Origin of the sequence: Tessaracoccus caeni (genome assembly GCF_029211185.1) — a bacterium.
GTDB classification, from domain to species: domain Bacteria; phylum Actinomycetota; class Actinomycetes; order Propionibacteriales; family Propionibacteriaceae; genus Arachnia; species Arachnia caeni.
The window spans coordinates 163,901-179,800 of sequence record NZ_JARGDO010000005.1; the positions used below are offsets into that span (position 1 = coordinate 163,901).

At 67.6% G+C, this 15,900-nt stretch carries 16 protein-coding genes; 3 read left to right on the top strand and 13 right to left on the bottom strand.

Annotated features, from left to right (window positions below; translation table 11 throughout):
• Positions 1-46: 46 nt before the first annotated feature.
• Both P0D62_RS06505 and P0D62_RS06510 read left to right on the top strand, forming a co-directional pair.
• Positions 47-544, top strand: a complete 498-nt coding sequence (locus P0D62_RS06505) for a SigE family RNA polymerase sigma factor (protein ID WP_275701814.1) — start codon at positions 47-49, stop codon at positions 542-544.
• Between the two features lie 9 nt (positions 545-553).
• On the top strand, positions 554-1,246 hold the full coding sequence (locus P0D62_RS06510; RefSeq protein ID WP_275701815.1) for a hypothetical protein: 693 nt from the start codon (positions 554-556) through the stop codon (positions 1,244-1,246).
• A 133-nt stretch (positions 1,247-1,379) separates the two neighbouring features.
• Here P0D62_RS06510 and P0D62_RS06515 read toward each other — a convergent pair whose 3' ends face one another.
• Positions 1,380-2,510 (bottom strand): mannitol-1-phosphate 5-dehydrogenase, encoded by a 1,131-nt coding sequence (locus P0D62_RS06515; RefSeq protein ID WP_275701816.1) that lies wholly within the window; start codon positions 2,508-2,510, stop codon positions 1,380-1,382.
• Positions 2,511-2,513: 3 nt separating this feature from the next.
• Positions 2,514-4,526, bottom strand: coding sequence for a PTS mannitol transporter subunit IICBA (locus P0D62_RS06520; RefSeq protein ID WP_275701817.1), 2,013 nt, complete (start codon positions 4,524-4,526; stop codon positions 2,514-2,516).
• Between the two features lie 215 nt (positions 4,527-4,741).
• Between P0D62_RS06520 and P0D62_RS06525 the strand changes: the two genes are divergently transcribed.
• Positions 4,742-4,870 (top strand): hypothetical protein, encoded by a 129-nt coding sequence (locus P0D62_RS06525; RefSeq protein WP_275701818.1) that lies wholly within the window; start codon positions 4,742-4,744, stop codon positions 4,868-4,870.
• Between the two features lie 128 nt (positions 4,871-4,998).
• Here the strand turns inward: P0D62_RS06525 and P0D62_RS06530 are convergent, their stop codons facing one another.
• The 11 genes from P0D62_RS06530 to P0D62_RS06580 form a co-directional block, all read right to left on the bottom strand.
• The gene (locus P0D62_RS06530) at positions 4,999-5,865 is read right to left on the bottom strand and encodes a LacI family DNA-binding transcriptional regulator (protein ID WP_275701819.1); all 867 of its coding nucleotides are present in this window, start codon (positions 5,863-5,865) and stop codon (positions 4,999-5,001) included.
• Between the two features lie 79 nt (positions 5,866-5,944).
• Positions 5,945-6,973, bottom strand: coding sequence for a ketol-acid reductoisomerase (gene ilvC / locus P0D62_RS06535; RefSeq protein ID WP_275701820.1), 1,029 nt, complete (start codon positions 6,971-6,973; stop codon positions 5,945-5,947).
• 56 nt (positions 6,974-7,029) lie between these two features.
• Positions 7,030-7,533, bottom strand: coding sequence for an acetolactate synthase small subunit (gene ilvN, locus P0D62_RS06540; RefSeq protein ID WP_275701821.1), 504 nt, complete (start codon positions 7,531-7,533; stop codon positions 7,030-7,032).
• The gene (locus P0D62_RS06545; RefSeq protein ID WP_275701822.1) at positions 7,530-9,272 is read right to left on the bottom strand and encodes an acetolactate synthase large subunit; all 1,743 of its coding nucleotides are present in this window, start codon (positions 9,270-9,272) and stop codon (positions 7,530-7,532) included. The genes ilvN and P0D62_RS06545 overlap by 4 nt, the downstream gene beginning before the upstream one ends.
• 246 nt (positions 9,273-9,518) lie before the next feature.
• Entirely contained in the window at positions 9,519-10,019 is a 501-nt protein-coding gene (locus P0D62_RS06550; protein ID WP_275701823.1) for an aromatic ring-opening dioxygenase LigA, read from the bottom strand.
• A 135-nt stretch (positions 10,020-10,154) separates the two neighbouring features.
• Positions 10,155-10,550 (bottom strand): HIT family protein, encoded by a 396-nt coding sequence (locus P0D62_RS06555; RefSeq protein ID WP_275701824.1) that lies wholly within the window; start codon positions 10,548-10,550, stop codon positions 10,155-10,157.
• A gap of 6 nt (positions 10,551-10,556) precedes the next feature.
• Positions 10,557-11,327 carry an imidazole glycerol phosphate synthase subunit HisF gene (hisF, locus tag P0D62_RS06560; RefSeq protein ID WP_275701825.1) on the bottom strand — a complete coding sequence of 257 codons (771 nt, stop codon included), beginning with the start codon at positions 11,325-11,327 and terminating at the stop codon, positions 10,557-10,559.
• Positions 11,328-11,349: 22 nt separating this feature from the next.
• Entirely contained in the window at positions 11,350-13,791 is a 2,442-nt protein-coding gene (locus P0D62_RS06565) for a DEAD/DEAH box helicase (RefSeq protein ID WP_275701826.1), read from the bottom strand.
• Between the two features lie 19 nt (positions 13,792-13,810).
• Complete coding sequence (locus P0D62_RS06570) at positions 13,811-14,740, bottom strand: diacylglycerol/lipid kinase family protein (RefSeq protein WP_275701827.1); 930 nt, start codon at positions 14,738-14,740, stop codon at positions 13,811-13,813.
• Positions 14,737-15,609 carry a twin-arginine translocase subunit TatC gene (gene tatC / locus P0D62_RS06575; RefSeq protein WP_275701828.1) on the bottom strand — a complete coding sequence of 291 codons (873 nt, stop codon included), beginning with the start codon at positions 15,607-15,609 and terminating at the stop codon, positions 14,737-14,739. Before tatC ends, P0D62_RS06570 begins: the two co-directional genes overlap by 4 nt.
• Positions 15,610-15,611: 2 nt before the next feature.
• Complete coding sequence (locus P0D62_RS06580; RefSeq protein ID WP_275701829.1) at positions 15,612-15,860, bottom strand: Sec-independent protein translocase subunit TatA/TatB; 249 nt, start codon at positions 15,858-15,860, stop codon at positions 15,612-15,614.
• Positions 15,861-15,900 lie beyond the last annotated feature (40 nt).

Consider the following 15,900-nt stretch of genomic DNA (forward strand, 5'->3'; position numbering starts at 1 on the left):
GAGCGCGCCACGAGCGCGTATTCATGGGTGACGAAGGGTGACACACATGCGCGATACCGCCGAGTTCGAGGCCTGGGCCCTCCGGGCCACGCCGAAGCTGTTTCGGCAGGCCCGACTGCTCGTCGGTGATTGGCACTTGGCCGAAGACCTCGTGCAGGACACCATCGCGAAGATGTACGTGCACTGGGCGCGGGTCGATCGCGACCTGAGCCCGGACGGCTACGCGCTGCGCACCCTGTTTCATCTCTTCGTCTCCCGCCGTCGACTGAGGTCGTCCGGGGAGATCGCGACCGATCTCATCCCGGAGACCTTCGACGGCGCGACGATCGACGTCGAGACACGGCACGACCTGGCGAGGGCCCTCGCCACGCTCAAGCCACTCGAACGCGCGGTGGTGGTCGCCCGGTACCTCGACGACCGCCCCGTCGCCTCCGTGGCCGCGCTTCTCGACCGATCCGAGGGGTGGGTGCGCACCACCTCGTCCCGCGCCTTGGCGCGGCTCCGCGTCAACCCGTTGCTGGCCCCGCTGGCCGCACTCACCTGAAGGACTCCCATGCCCCACACGCAGCTCACCGAACTGACCGACTCCCAGACCCGCGAGATCGTTCGTCGCGGAATCACCAAGGGACGCCGAACCAACACCGTGCGACGGGCCGCCAGCGGCCTCGCCGCGCTCGCCATCGTCGGCGCCCTCGGCGTCTCGACGTTCTCGCTGATCTCGCTCAATCGCCCCGACGCACCGCCCGTGATGCCCGCCGCCACCCAGACGCCCCAGGTTCCTGCGGAGTCTCCCGCCGACGAGAAACAGTCCACCGATGCCCCGTGCCCCGCTCAGGAACTGACGGCGATCCTCGAGAAGCTACTGCCCGACGCCACGGTGTCTCCGGCCGATGAGGGCGACACCACCGGCTGCGCGGCGACGGTGACGTTCTCGATGGCCGACGGCAAGGCCACCGGAAAGGTGCAGGTGTTCGCGCCGGGCGAGGCTGTGCTGCCCGAGGAACGAATCGGCATCGAGCAGGAGGACGGCTCCGAGGAAGCGTCTGTCGGGTATGCCGCAGGCTTGGGCGACAAGCAGGGTCAGCACGACTGGTACCTCGTCCGGGACGACGACGCAGCCATCACCCTCCACGTCGATGCGATCTCAGGCGACGAGCGGCCCACCGAAAAGGAGGTCCGGGAGGTCGGGACACTCCTCGGAGCCCCCGAACTCGACTCCCTGCTCGATGAGGTCGCCGCTGGCTGAGCCGCCCCTTGGAACCGCTACTGAGCGAAATGAGATAAAACGACCGTAACTGCCTCTTATTGGTACAGCTCTACCAATAAGAGGCAGTTACGGTCGATTTGTCTCACTCTCCCGAGTAGAGCGGGCTGGAAGGCTATCCCTTGGCGGCCTTCACCTGTTCCAGGACGCCCGCGTAGAGCGGATGGTCGGGATCGAGGCCGGTGACGGCGCCGACGACGACCTCAGCGGCCTCGTCCTGCAGCAGGCGCTGCAGCTCGACGGCTTCGGGGTCTTCGGCAACGTCGAAACGCAGCACCGCCCCCATCGCCGCCAGCAGGGCATCGGCGGACAACCCGCGCTCGGCGAGCTGTGCGGCCGGGCCGACGAAGCGGTCGTTGCGCGACAGCTTGCGCAGCGGCGAGCGACCGACCCGCTCCACCGTGTCGGGCAGGTAGGGGTTGGCGAAGCGGCGCATGATCTTGGCCGCGTAGGCCTCAAGCTCCGCTTCGTCGAACCCGTACTTGGCCACCAGCAGCGACCGGGTCTCCCCCAGCACCGCCGCCACCCTGTCGGCGGTGTCACCGGCGGCGAGGGCGTCGGAGATCTTGCTGATCCCGGCCGCGTAGCCGAAGTACGCCGTGGTGGCGTGCCCAGTGTTGACGGTGAACAGCTTGCGCTCGATGTAGGGAGCAAGGTCGGGCACCCAGGTGGCCCCGGGAATGTCGGGGCGGTTGTCCCCGAAGGGCCCCGTCTCGATCGCCCACTCGTAGTAGTTCTCCACCGTGACGTCGAGGCCCGGATCCTGCGCGGGAACGATGCGGTCCACCGCCGTGTTGGCGAAGATGGCGCGTTCGTCGAGGTCGTCGCCCTCGTAACGGGCGCGGATCTCGGCCTGCAGGATGTCGGTGCCGCCGATGGCGTTCTCACACGCCATCACCGCCACCTTGGGCGCGCCGGCCGGGCGGGCCGCGATGCCGGCCGCGATGGCCGGTGCCACGAATTTCAGGATCGAGACCCCCACCGCGGTGGTGATCACGTCTGCGGACGCCAGCGCGGCGGTGAGCGCCTCCGGCTCCTTGGCCGAGTTGATGGCGGCGAAGCCGCGCACCTCATGGGTGCGCAGCTCGTCGCCCACCTCGTGGACCTGGTAGGAGTCGGCGGCCTTCAGCTGTGCGATCAGCTGATCCGCCACGTCGGCGAAGGTGAGCTGGTAGCCCGCCTCCGCCAGCAGCAGGCCGACGAAGCCCCGTCCGATGTTGCCGGCGCCGAAGTGAACGGCATGCACGTGTCAGACCTCCCCGAGGATGTCGATGATCTCCTGGACCGAACTTGCCTCTTCCAGCTTCTTCACCTGGGCCATGTTGCTGAAGGTGATCGCCACCTTCTGCAGGATGTCCATGTGGGTGTTGTTGGCGCCGGCGATGCCGACCACGAACTTCACCGGCTTGCCGTTCCAGTCGATGCCCTCCGGGTAGCGCACGAACGACATGGCCGACCGGTGCACCGAGTCCTTGGCCTCGTTGGTGCCGTGCGGGATGGCGAGGAAGTTGCCCATGTAGGTGGACACCAGCTTCTCGCGCTCATGCATCGCGTCGACGTACGACGAATCGACGCCGCCCGCCGCGACCAGCAGGTTGCCGGCCTCGGAGATCGCCGATGCGGGGTCGGTCGCGCTGCCGGACAGCACCACCGACGCGGGGGCCAATACCTCATCAGCGGGAGCCGCGGGCTCCTCCACCGGCGCTGCTGCAGGGGCTGCCGGAGCAGGTGCCGGGCTGGCCGGGGCCGCCCCACCAGCGTGCGACGCCTTCACCATCTCGACGACCTCGTCGTAACGCGGGGAGCCCATGAAGTTGTCGACCGTGACCAGCACCGCACTCGGTGCCAGCTGGACGGCACGATCGGCGAGCTCGCGCTGGGTCACCAGCACGTCGATGTTGTCCTGGAGATTGCGCACGGCCTTGTTCACGACGGTGACGTTGTCGAAGCCGGCTTCCTTGACCTTCTTGCGCAGCACGCTGGCGCCCATGGCGCTGGAACCCATGCCCGCGTCGCAGGCGAACACGATCGAGGTGATCGGCCCCGTGACAGCGGTGGCACCGCCGGCGCCACCCAAGGCGGACAGCGCGTCGGACTTCTTGCCCTTGTTCTCCTGGGTCTTGGCGATCGCCGCCGACAGGTCGCCGGCATCGCCCTTCGCCAGGTCGCGCTTACGGGAGAGCCGCAGGATGAAGGCCGCGATCAGGAAGCTGACCGTCGCGGAAAGGACCACCGACAGGATCACACCGAAGTAGGAACCTTGCGCGGTCTGGATCATCACCGCGATGAAGGAGCCCGGCGCGGCAGGGGCACGCAGACCGGAGCCGAAGATCATGTTGGTGGCCACGCCGGTCGCCCCGCCGCCGATCACGGCGAGCAGCAGTGCCGGCTTCATCAGCACATACGGGAAGTAGATCTCGTGGATGCCGCCGAAGAAGTGGATGATGGCCGCGCCCGGAGCCGAGGCCTTCGCCGCACCCAGGCCGAAGAAGGTGAAGGCCAGCAACAGGCCGAGGCCAGGGCCGGGATTGGCCTCGAGCAGGTAGAGGATCGACTGACCCGTCGCATCGGACTGGGCGGTGCCGAGCGGCGTGAGCACGCCGTGGTTGATGGCATTGTTTAAGAAGAACACCTTGGCGGGCTCGATGAGGACGCTCGCCAGCGGAAGCAGGCCCGTCTCGATCAGCCAGCCCACCGCCGAGCCGAGCACGTCCATGAGGGCGTTGACCAGACGGGCGATGACCGTGAAGCCGAAGATCATCAGCAGGAAGGCCGTGATGCCGGCGGAGAACATGTCGACCAGCATCTCGAAGCCGGCGCGCACCTTGCCCGCCCAGAGGGAGTCGAGCTTCTTCATCACCCATGCGCCCAGCGGGCCCATGATCATGGCACCGATGAACATGTGGATCTGACCGAGCTGCGACGCCCCTTCAGGGAGGGCGGCGTTGAACTGCGCGATCAGATGATCGGAGCCGATGATGGCGCCCATTGTGGCGACGGTGCCGACGACGCCACCGCGGAAGTCGTAGACCATGCGACCGCCGGTATTGGCGATGATCAGCGGCAAGAGGTAGTGGATGGTGGGTCCGACCATCGTGGAAAGCGCTTCATTCGGCACCCAACCCACAGGGATGAAGAAGGCCGTCAGCAGGCCCCACGCGATCAGCGCGGGGATGTTCGGCATGATCATGCCGGAGAGGAAGGTTCCGAATTTCTGGATGACTACTCTCGCGCCACCCGGCGCGGCACTCGTTGCACTCACGCTCTGCTCCTGTTCATGTGTGAAACACGACGCGGATCGTTCTCCGGGCCGACCGGGCGTCGCTGCCAGTCAGAACCCGTTTCGCTCAAAGTAGCACTCGAATGGGAGCGTTTGCAGGAAGCAACGCAAAGGTATCGTCGAAGCGCTTGCGCGACGCAGCGCAGTCTATCCGAAAACTCATCGAAACGCTTCGATGAACTCGACGGACATCCGCGGTGCACACTGTCGAACCCGATCCTGAAGCCACGCGGATCTACGACGAGCTCTATGCCATCTATCGCGATCTCCACCCGCAGACGGTGGAGTTCCAGCACCGGCTAGCCGAGGTGCAGGCGAGGAGCTGAGCTTTCCCGCACGGTCAGAACGGGCGCGACCACCTCCTGGAGACAGTCGCGACTACCACTCTCGATCTGCGCGACCAGGGCGTCAGTCGCCCGGCACATCAAGTCGGCGGGCGATGGCGAGATCGTCGTCATGGGGGCATCATCACTTCGGCGTGCACGGCGCCCATGCTGAGCGCGACGATCGTCAGGTCGTTCGGCACCGTCACCCCCATCGACGCGGCACTGTTCGCCAGCCCGGCCACGGCGACCTCATTGAAGGCCAACACCGCCGTCGGCCGGGGGTGCTGGCCGAGGAGGTCGACGAGGGCCTCTCGTCCGCCACGGGGCGTCGGGGGCACCGAGCGAATCCCCAAAGCGATCCCCTGATGTCGCGCGGCACGACCCAGCTCGCGGCGCATGTGAAGGCTGGGCGCGAAACCGCGGTCGCCCTCGCCGACGTCCTGGCACAGGAACACCGCGCGGGTGTGCCCGAGTTCCTTCAGGTAGGCGATCGCTTGCCGCGCCTGCTCTTCGTAGTCGTTGTCGACGAAGGCCACTCCCTCGGCATCGTTCGGCTGGCCCACTAGAACGAACGGCCTGCCCGATTCCTTCAACGCCGCGATCCGGGCGTCCTCCGGCGTCACCTCCATGAGGATCACGCCGTCGACGAGGCCCTGATCGACCAGGCTGCGCAACCCATCGAGGTCGTCGGCGCCCTGGGTCCAGAGGAGGAGATGAAAGCCCTTGTCACGCGCTCGTTCGGCCGCGGAGGACACGTACTCGTTCTCCGTCGACGACACCCCTTGCGCGCTGTACGGGTAATGCAGCGCGATGATGCCGAGACGTGCGCCGGCCAGGCCGCGCGCAACCGCGTTGGGGGTGAACCGGAGTTCCTTCATGGCTCGCAGCACGCGGCGTTTCGTCGGCTCGGAGATGGGACGGCGTCCGCTGATCACATAGGACACGGTGCTCAGCGACACGCCGGCCCTCTTCGCCACATCGTCCATCGTCGCCATGACATGCGCCTCCAGAAGTCAGCGAGGGGCGCGACGTGCCACGTCGCGCCCCTCGTTCATCTCGTCTCCTGCGCCAGGATCAGCGCGCGGCGGAGCCCTCGACGTAGTCGCTGTCGGAGGTCTCCACCCAGCTCATCAGCTTGCGCAGTTCGCGGCCGGTGGCCTCGATCGGATGCGCCTCGCCCTTGGCCCGCAGCTCCTTGAACTCAGGCGCGCCGGCGTCCTGGTCGTCGATGAAGCGCTTGGCGAAAGCGCCGTTCTGCACATCGGTGAGCACGGCCTTCATGTTCTCCTTGACGCGCGCGTCGATGACACGCGGACCGGAGACGTAGTCGCCGTACTCGGCGGTGTCGGAGACGCTCCAGCGCTGCTTGGCGATGCCGCCCTCGTACATGAGGTCGACGATCAGCTTCAGCTCGTGCAGGCACTCGAAGTAGGCCACCTCGGGCTGGTAGCCCGCCTCGGTGAGCACCTCGAAGCCGGCCTGCACCAGGGCGGAGGCGCCGCCGCAGAGCACGGCCTGCTCACCGAACAGGTCGGTCTCGGTCTCCTCGGTGAAGGTGGTCTTGATGCCGCCGGCACGCAGCGCGCCGATCGCCTTGGCGTAGCTGAGGGCCAGCGGCCACGCGTTGCCGGTGGCGTCCACCTCGACGGCGATGATCGCGGGAACGCCGCGGCCGTTGGCGTACTCGCGACGCACCAGGTGACCGGGGCCCTTCGGGGCGACCATGCAGACGTCGACGCCCTCCGGCGGGGTGATGTAGCCGAAGCGGATGTTGAAGCCGTGCGCGAAGAACAGCGCGTCGCCGGCCACCAGATGGGGCTCGATCTCCTCCTTGTAGAGGGTGCGCTGCACCTGGTCGGGCGCCAGGATCATGATCAGATCGGCCTCTTCGACGGCCTCGGCGATCGGCAGCACGCGCAGGCCTTCGGCCTCCGCCTTGGCCGCCGACTTGGAGCCGGGACGCAGCCCGACGCGCACGTCGACGCCGGAGTCGCGCAGGCTGAGCGCGTGGGCGTGGCCCTGCGAGCCGTAGCCGATGACGGCGACCTGCCGGTTCTGGATGATCGACAGATCGGCGTCGGAGTCGTAGAACATTTCTGCCATGGTGTTATGCCTTCTTTTGATCGGGATGTGAGTGAATTACGTCTGCGGATCGGAGATTACTTGGTCTTGGAGGCGAGCGTCGCCGCGCCCCGGCCCAGGGCGACCTGCCCGGACTGGACGAGCTCCTGGATGCCATGGGGTGCGAGCATCTCCAGCAACGCCTCGAGCTTCTCGTCGCTGCCCGTGGCCTCGATGGTGATGGACTCGTTGGACACGTCCACGGCCTTGCCGCGGAACAGGCTGACCACGTCGATGATCTGGCTCCGGCTGCTCACGTCGGCCTTCACCTTCACCAGGATCATCTCGCGGCGCACCGAGCTGGAGCCGAGCTCCAGCACCTTGCGCACCTCGATCAGCTTGTTCAGCTGCTTGACGATCTGCTCCAGGGCGGCGTCGTCCTCCACGTCGGCCACCACGGTCATCCGCGACAGCTCAGGGCGCTCGGTGGGCCCGACCGCCAAGGAGTTGATGTTGAACCCGCGTCGCGAGAACAGGCCGGCGATCCGGGCGAGGACGCCGGGGTGGTCGAGCACCAAGATGCTCAGAGTGTGCTTGCTCACAGGATCTCCTCATCCCAGTCGGGGGCCATGTCGCGGGCGACCCGGATCTCATCGTTGCTGGTGCCGGCCGGAACCATCGGCCACACCATGGCGTCCTTGTGGACGACGAACTCCACCACCACGGGGCGGTCGTTGATCTCCAAGGCCTTGTTGATGGCCTCGTCCATCTCCTCCTCGTTGGTGGCGCGCAGGCCGACCGCACCCATCGCCTCCGCGAGCATCGGGAAGTTGGGCCAGACGTCGGTGTTCAGGTCGGTGTTGGAGTAGCGCTCCTCGTAGAAGAGGCTCTGCCACTGACGCACCATGCCGAGCACGTTGTTGTTGATCACCGCGATCTTGATCGGGATCTTGTTGACGGCGCAGGTGACCAGTTCCTGGTTGGTCATCTGGAAACAGCCGTCGCCGTCGATGCCCCAGACCGTGCGCTCGGGATGCGCGACCTTGGCGCCCATCGCGGCCGGGACGCAGAATCCCATGGTGCCGGCACCACCGGAGTTGAGCCAGGTGTTGGGCACCTCGTGCGGCAGGAAGTGCGCGGCCCACATCTGATGCTGACCGACACCGGCGACGTAGATGCTGTCCGGCGGGCTCAGCTGACCGATCCGCTGGATGACCTCCTGCGGCGACAGTTCGCCGTCGGGAGCCTCGTCCCAGCGCGGCTGGTAGCGCTCCTTCATCACCGCGAGCTGATGCCGCCATGCCGTGGCCTCCGGCGCCGGCAGGTCGACCAGCGCCTTGTTGAGCCCGATCAGCGTCTGGCGCACGTCGCCGACGATCGGCACGTCCGCCGGCTTGTTCTTGCCGATCTCTGCGGGATCGATGTCGGCGTGGATGACCTTGGCGCCGGTGGCGAAGCTGTCGAGACGTCCGGTGACCCGGTCGTCGAAGCGGGTGCCGAGCGCGATCAGCAGATCGGCCTTCTGCAAGGCACCGACCGCCGCGACCGTGCCGTGCATGCCGGGCATGCCCATGTTCAGCGGGTGGCTGTCGGGCAGCACGCCGCGAGCCATCAGCGTGGTCACGAACGGGATGTTGAGCCGCTCGACCAGTTCCGCGAGATCGTGCGAGGCATTGGCCCGCACGACGCCGCCGCCCACGTAGAGCACGGGGCGCTTGGCCTCGGAGATCATCTGAGCCGCCGCCCGGATCTGCCGCGCGTGCGGCTTGACCGTCGGGCGGTAACCCGGCAGATCAACTTCTGCCGGCCAGTGGAACTCGGCCGTGTGGACCAGCGCGTCCTTCGCGATGTCGACCAGGACCGGGCCGGGACGACCGGTGGCGGCGATATGGAATGCCTCCTTGATCGCCTGCGGAATGTCCTCCGCGCGGGTCACCAGGTAGCTGTGCTTGGTGATCGGCATCGTGATGCCGCGGATGTCGGCCTCCTGGAAGGCGTCCGAGCCGATGGCCGTCGAGTTCACCTGACCGGTGATCGCGACGATCGGCGTCGAGTCCATGTATGCGTTGCCGAGCGGCGTGACCAGGTTGGTGGCACCCGGGCCAGAGGTGGCGATGCACACCCCGACGCGTCCGGAGGCCATGGCGTATCCCTCTGCCGCATGACCGGCGCCCTGCTCGTGACGCACCAGGATGTGGCGGACCTTCGAGTCGAAGAGCGGGTCGTACGCGGGCAGAATCGCACCGCCGGGAATGCCGAAGACTACCTCGACCCCCATCCGTTCGAGCGAAGCCACAAGGCTCTGTGCGCCCGTCAGGATCTGTCCATCCACCTGCCCCATTGCGTCTCCCTTCGTTGCCGGTCAGTTGTTCCAAGAAAAAACCCTCGTCGCCTTGTGGCATACGAGGGGGCGCTTCGTGCGAGTTATGCGTTGCTCGAAGCGCTATGACAGGAGTACAAGTTGACCGTCGGACATGTCATGAATGTTACAACCGCCCCATTGGAAGGGCGCATTTGTCTTGAAATGCGAGACGGCGGATGTGCACTTGGAACAGTGCACATCCGCCGCCACTCTACGAGAGGAAGATCACTCCCGAGCGGTCTTGATGGAGGCGAGCGCCCAGCCGACCAGCAGGCTCAGCACACCGAGTCCCATCACCAGCGCGGCGACGCCGAAGGACACCACGGAGGTGAACAGCGAGGCTCGCAGGAAGGAGGCGGTCATCACCGTCTGGCGCTGCTCGGTGAACTCCGTGGCCTCGGTGGTCTTCTGCTCGGCGAGGGCGGTGTCACCGGCCTCCTCAGCGGCCTTGGCCTCTTCCCGTGCCGCGCTGGCCAGGGCGCCGAGTTCGGCGTAGGTCTTGCCGCCCGTGCCCTCGAGGGCATGATGGTTGATGATGTCGGCCTGGGCGTAGGCGGTGATCGGTCCCTGGACAGGCTTGCCCGGGGCGATGGTGGAGTCACCAGGCACAGTGATGTTCTCGGCCTTCAGCTGGGAGGAGACCATCCCCCAGGTGACGGCACCAGCGACGATCATGATGATTCCGGCGATCACTGACAGTACTCCGACGAGCTTGGTGGGCTTCATCGAGGATCCTTTCTCATAATGAGCAAGAGGTGCGTCCACACCTCGTCATCCGTTGCGAGATGCGTCCACACCCCACGAGAAAGACTTTATACGACAAGAAGTCGTAGGAACTCTCGGGGTCGGTTAAGCGTGCTGTCAGCCTGCCTTCAGGGCGGTCAACACCTGTTCGAGATCGTGTTCGGAGCGCGCGAACAGGTTTCGCAGACCAGGCGCGTCGGCGTAGCGCGGCACCACGTGCACGTGGCTGTGGAAGATCTCCTGGCCTGACACGGCGCCGGCACTCGACAGCACGTTGCAGGCAGCGGCTCCGAGCTTCTCCTTCAACAGGCGACCCACCCGGGCCACGGCTGGCGCGATCTCAGCCAGCACCAGGTCGTCCTCGAGGACGTCCACGCTGTGCCGCTTCGGCACCACCAGGGTGTGGCCGCGCTGCCAGGGAGAGATATCGAGGAATGCGTAGGCGACGTCGTCCTCGTAGACGCGCCTCGACGGGATCGTGCCGTCGACGATGGCGCAGAACAGGCAATCCATGTCTTCTCAGTCCTCCTGCCGCACGGGGAAGCCTGCCGCGGCCAGCCCCGCCTTGACCTCGGCGATCGTCAACCTCCGGTAGTGGAACACGCTGGCCGCCAGTACCGCATCCGCTCCGGCACGCGCCGCGTCGACGAAGTGCTGCACCGTGCCCGCGCCACCCGAGGCGATCAGCGGCACGTCGACCACCGCGCGCACCGCGCGAATCATCTCCAGATCGAAGCCGTCGGTGGTGCCGTCGGCGTCCATCGAGTTGAGCAGGATCTCCCCCACCCCCCTCTCGCAGGCCTCCTTGGCCCAGGCGATCGCGTCGACTCCGGCTGAACGCCGACCGCCGTGGGTGGTGACGCCGAACCCGGAGGGCATCGATTCCTCGCGTCGCGCGTCGACGGAGAGCACCAGCACCTGGTTGCCGAACCGCTCGGCGATCTCGCCGATCACTGCGGGGTTGGCCAGCGCGCCGGTATTGATGCCCACCTTGTCGGCGCCGGAGCGCAGCAGGGCGTCGACGTCCTCGACGCTGCGCACGCCTCCGCCGACGGTGAGCGGAATGAACACCGTCTCGGCGCAGCGCGCCACCATCTCACGGGTGGTGTCGCGTCCCTCGGAGGAGGCCGAGATGTCGAGGAAGGTCAGCTCGTCGGCGCCCGATGCCGAGTACGCGGCGGCCAGCTCGACGGGATCGCCCGCATCGCGCAGGTTCTGGAAGTTGACGCCCTTGACCACCCGCCCGTCGTGCACATCGAGGCACGGGATCACACGTATCGCTACCGACATGGCTCCAAGGCTATACGGCTGGTCAGTCCTCGGCCATGTCCGCTGCGACGACGCCGCGCCGCATGGCGCCGACCACCTCGCGGCAGGTGCGACGCAGGTCGCCCGGGCCGATGGCCTGCGCCAGCTGACCGGCCAGGTCGATCACCTGGCGGGCCGAGCGCACGAAGTCGCCGGCCGACGTGCCGCTGGTGCGCAGCACCTTGGCCAGGTCGTGCCCCGAGGCCCAGCGCCATGCCGACTCGGCGAAACCGATGTCAGGTTCGCGCGCGCGGTCGATGGAGTGGCGCCGCTCCAGGTGTCCGAGCTCGCGCCAGATCCCGCGCAGCTCCGACTGTGCGCGCTCGCTGGGCCCGTCGGGCATCCGCGGGGTGCGCTGATTGCGACCGGGGCGCGACTCGTAGACCATCGTCGACAGCACGGCCGCCAACTGCGGGGCATCGAGGCCGGCGAAGACGTCGCGCCGCACGCACTCCGCGGCCACCAGGTCGAGTTCGTTGTAGATCCGGCAGAGCATGGCACCCGCACCGGTCAGCGCGTCGCCGTCGAGGTAGCCCAGTTCGGAGAGCACCGCGGTGACCCGATCGAACTGCTGCGCCAACGTCGCCTTGCCGCCGGTGGCGGCCTGCTCGGCCCGGGTGGCTTCGCGTTCCAGGCGTAGCGCCGTGGCAGCGGGAACGGCGTGGATCTCCCGGTCGGGGCACCGGTGGCAGGGGTGCGCGCGCAGTTCGGCGCGCAGCAGCCCGATCTGCGCCAGCGCATACTCGTCGATGGGCTCGTCGCGCCGACCCCGCTTGGAGGTGCTGGCCTCGAGGCGCGAGACCTCGTCGCGCAGTCGGGCGTATTCCATGAAGTCGCCGAGGTGGCAGGACGCCTCCTCCAGGAAGCGCTCCAGCTCGGCTCGGAGCCGACGGTCGCGCCGGGACGTCTGCACCACGGTCTTGTCGGTGAGGTACTGGGAGAAGGACTCGCTGAGCAGCGCCCGGGCGCGCTCACGGCCCAGCGTGCTCATCAGGTTGACCGCCATGTTGTAGGTGGGCGCGAAGCTCGACCGCAGCGGGTAGGTGCGCCGCGACGCCAGGCCCGCCACCGCACGCGGATCCATGCCCGCCTGCCAGAGCACCACCGCATGACCCTCGACGTCGATGCCCCGGCGACCGGCGCGACCCGTCAGCTGAGTGAACTCCCCCGGGGTGATGTCGACGTGGCTCTCGCCGTTGTACTTGGTGAGCTTCTCCAGCACCACCGTGCGCGCCGGCATGTTGATGCCGAGCGCGAGTGTCTCCGTCGCGAAGACCAGTTTCAGGGCGCCGCTCTGGAAGCCCTCTTCGACGATGGCCTTGAACGCGGGCACCTGTCCGGCGTGGTGGGCGGCGACGCCGCAGGTGAGCGCCTCGCGGAAGTCCTCATAGCCCAGCGCTTCCAGGTCGGAGGGAGCCAGCGCCGACGCGTGCCGGTCGGCGATCTCCCCCAGCCGGCGCGCCTCCTGCGGCGACGTAAGCACCACGCCCGATCCCATCACCTGCCCGACGGCCGCGTCGCAGCCCACCCGGGAGAAGATGAAATAGATGGCGGGCAGGTACTTCGCGCGGTCCAGCACGATGGCCACCTCGGCCCTGCTGGTGGGCCGGCCGGCGAAGCGCGGATGCGTCGCACCGCCGTAGGCGCCGGAGCCGCGACCGTGCTGCTGCTTGCCCCGTCCTCTGCGCCCCCGAGGGTTTCGCGAGTCGTCGCGCACCCGACCCCGCTCGTTCTTGGACACCTTCAGCAGCTCGGGATTGACCTTGGCCCGGCCCTCGCCCGGCAGCTCGCGCGCCGTCGGGGCCACCCCCTCGAAGAGGTCGACGAGACGCCGTCCCACCAGCACGTGCTGGAACAGCGGAACCGGGCGCCGCTCCGAGACGACGGTGGCCACGTCGCCGCGCACGGTGCGAAGCCAGTCGCCGAAGTCCTCGACGTTGCTCACCGTCGCCGACAGCGCCACCAGCTGCACCGCGGGCGACAGGCCGAGGATCACTTCTTCCCACACCGCGCCCCGGAACTTGTCGGCCAGGTAGTGCACCTCGTCGAGCACCACATAGCCCAGCCCCCGCAGCGTGGTGGACTCCGCGTAGATCATGTTGCGCAGCACCTCGGTGGTCATCACCACCACCTGCGCCTCCGCGTTCACCGACAGGTCGCCGGTGAGCAGGCCCACCCGGTCGGCGCCGTAGCGATCCACCAGGTCGTGGAACTTCTGGTTGGACAGCGCCTTGATGGGAGTGGTGTAGAAGCACTTGCGGCCCTGCTCCACGGCCAGATGCACCGCGAACTCGCCGACGACGGTCTTGCCGGCGCCCGTCGGGGCCGCCACCAGCGCGCCCTTGCCCGCGGCCAGGGCATCGCAGCCCTGCAGCTGGTAGTCGTCGAGGGCGAACGGATACTGCGCCGCGAAATCGGCGACGAGGGGGTGGATCGAGTCGCTCACCAGCCCAGGCTACTCGGCGTCAGTTCCGAGAGGTGGTGTAGACCTTCAGCGCGCCGGGTACGCAGCTCACGGTGGCGGGCACGCCGCCCAGCTCCTCGCCGTCGCCCATCAGGAAGAGATCGTCGCCGTCAATGCGCACGGAGCTGGCCCGCAGCACCTCCACGCACGGGTCCTTCAGGAAGCCGCCGGTGTAGATGCTGGGCAGCAGCCGCAGCAGCTTGCCGCGGCTGGCTTTGTGCACGATCGTGACGTCGAGCAGCCCGTCGGCGGGGTCGGCCGCCGGGGAGATCTTCATCCCGCCGCCGAAGACGCCGGTGTTGCAGACGCCCACCAGCATGGCCTCGAGCTCACGTTCCTCGCCGTCGACGGTGAGGCGATAGCTCAGCGGTGCAAAGTGACTCAGCTCCTTGAGGGCGATGACGCCGTAGCTGAGTGCCCCGAACCGCAGGCGGATGTCGTTGGTCGCCCGGTTGACCCGAGCGTCGTAGCCGCTGGACACGACCGCGCCGACGAAGACCCGGCCCGACCGGGTCTTGAGGCTGTTCAGGTCGAGGACGCGCACGTGGCCGTCGATGATCGTGCGCACGGCGTCCGGCAGCGAACGCGGCACACCGATGGCCCGGGCGAAGTCGTTGCCCGTGCCGGCCGGGATGATGCCGAGCGTGGCATCGGTCTGAGCGCAGGCGTTCAGGCCCAGATGGGCCATCCCGTCGCCGCCCATCACGATGACGGAGTCGCCGGGCCGGGCCGCCTGGGCGGCGGCCCTGGTGAGATTGCGAGCCTCGTCGAAGGAGGAGGATCTGACGATGTGCAGCTCAGACGCGGGCAGGCCGTCGCGGAGGCTTCGCGCCACCTGGGGCAGCACCTTGCCCGCGCGTCCGCCGCCAGAGGAGCCGTTGACCACCACCGTGGCCATGTGCGGGCGAGCCAGCGCCCTGGAGTCGCTCACTTGCCGTCGTCGAGATCGATCGAGAACTCGGAGGCGGCTTCCTCGGTGATGCCCTTGCGCTTGTCGAGGATCCGGCAGACCAGCTCGGCGATCAGGAACAGCACGCTGATCGGCACCGCCAGAGCCAGCATGGTGAAGGGATCCGTCGACGGCGTGGCGATCGCCGCGAACACCACCGAGCCGAAGATCACGAACCGCCGCGCACGGCCCAGCTGGAAGCCGCGCACGATGCCGGCCAGGTTGAGACCGACGAGCACCACCGGCAGCACGAAGCTCAGGCCGAATACCAGCACGATCTTGATCTGCATGCCAAGGAACTCGCTCATCTCGAGCAGGTTCATGACGTCCATCTCGGGCGGCGTGAACTTCAGCAGCACCTCGATGCCCTTGGGCCACACGACGTAAGCGAGAACGCATCCGGAGAGGAACAGCGGAATCGCGGCCCCGAGGAAGCCGAGCGCATACTTGCGCTCTTTCTTCACCAGGCCGGGCGCAACGAAGGCCCAGATCTGATAGAGCCACACCGGACTCGACGCGACGATGCCGGTGACCACGCAGGCGATGACGCCCAGCGTGAACGGCGCGAGCACGCCGATGTTCGTCATCTGCAGGTGTGCGTCGGGGCGAACCGCCAGCACCGCGGCCTTGGCGCTCTCGAACGGCCACATCATGAACGCGACCAGTTCACTGTAGAAGAAGACGCAGGAGAGGGCGGCGATGGTGATAGCGATGACCGAGATCGTGATCCGATAGCGCAGCTCACGAAGGTGGTCGTAGAGCGACATCCGGCCTTCGGGGTCGCCCTGCGGGGGGCGCAGCCACGCCAACCGGCGGCGCTTCGCCTTCGGTTCGGCGGTGGCGGCGGCCATGGTCAGCGCTGCTCAGTCGGGTCGCTGGGCGCCGTCGGGCTCGGCGCGCTGTATCCGCCGTCGGCGGGCGGCGGCGGGGTCTGCGCGGTGGGGGTGTTGGTCTCGTCGGCCACGGGCTCGACGGCCTTCACCTCCTCCTTGAACTCGCGGATCGAGCGACCGACGCCCTTGCCGAGGCCGGCCAGGCGCGAGCCGCCGAACAAGAGCAGGGCCACCACCAGGATGATGATGAGTTCCCATCCACCAGGCATATGTCTTTCCTCATTTCTCGGCCTTGTGCCGAATATGACG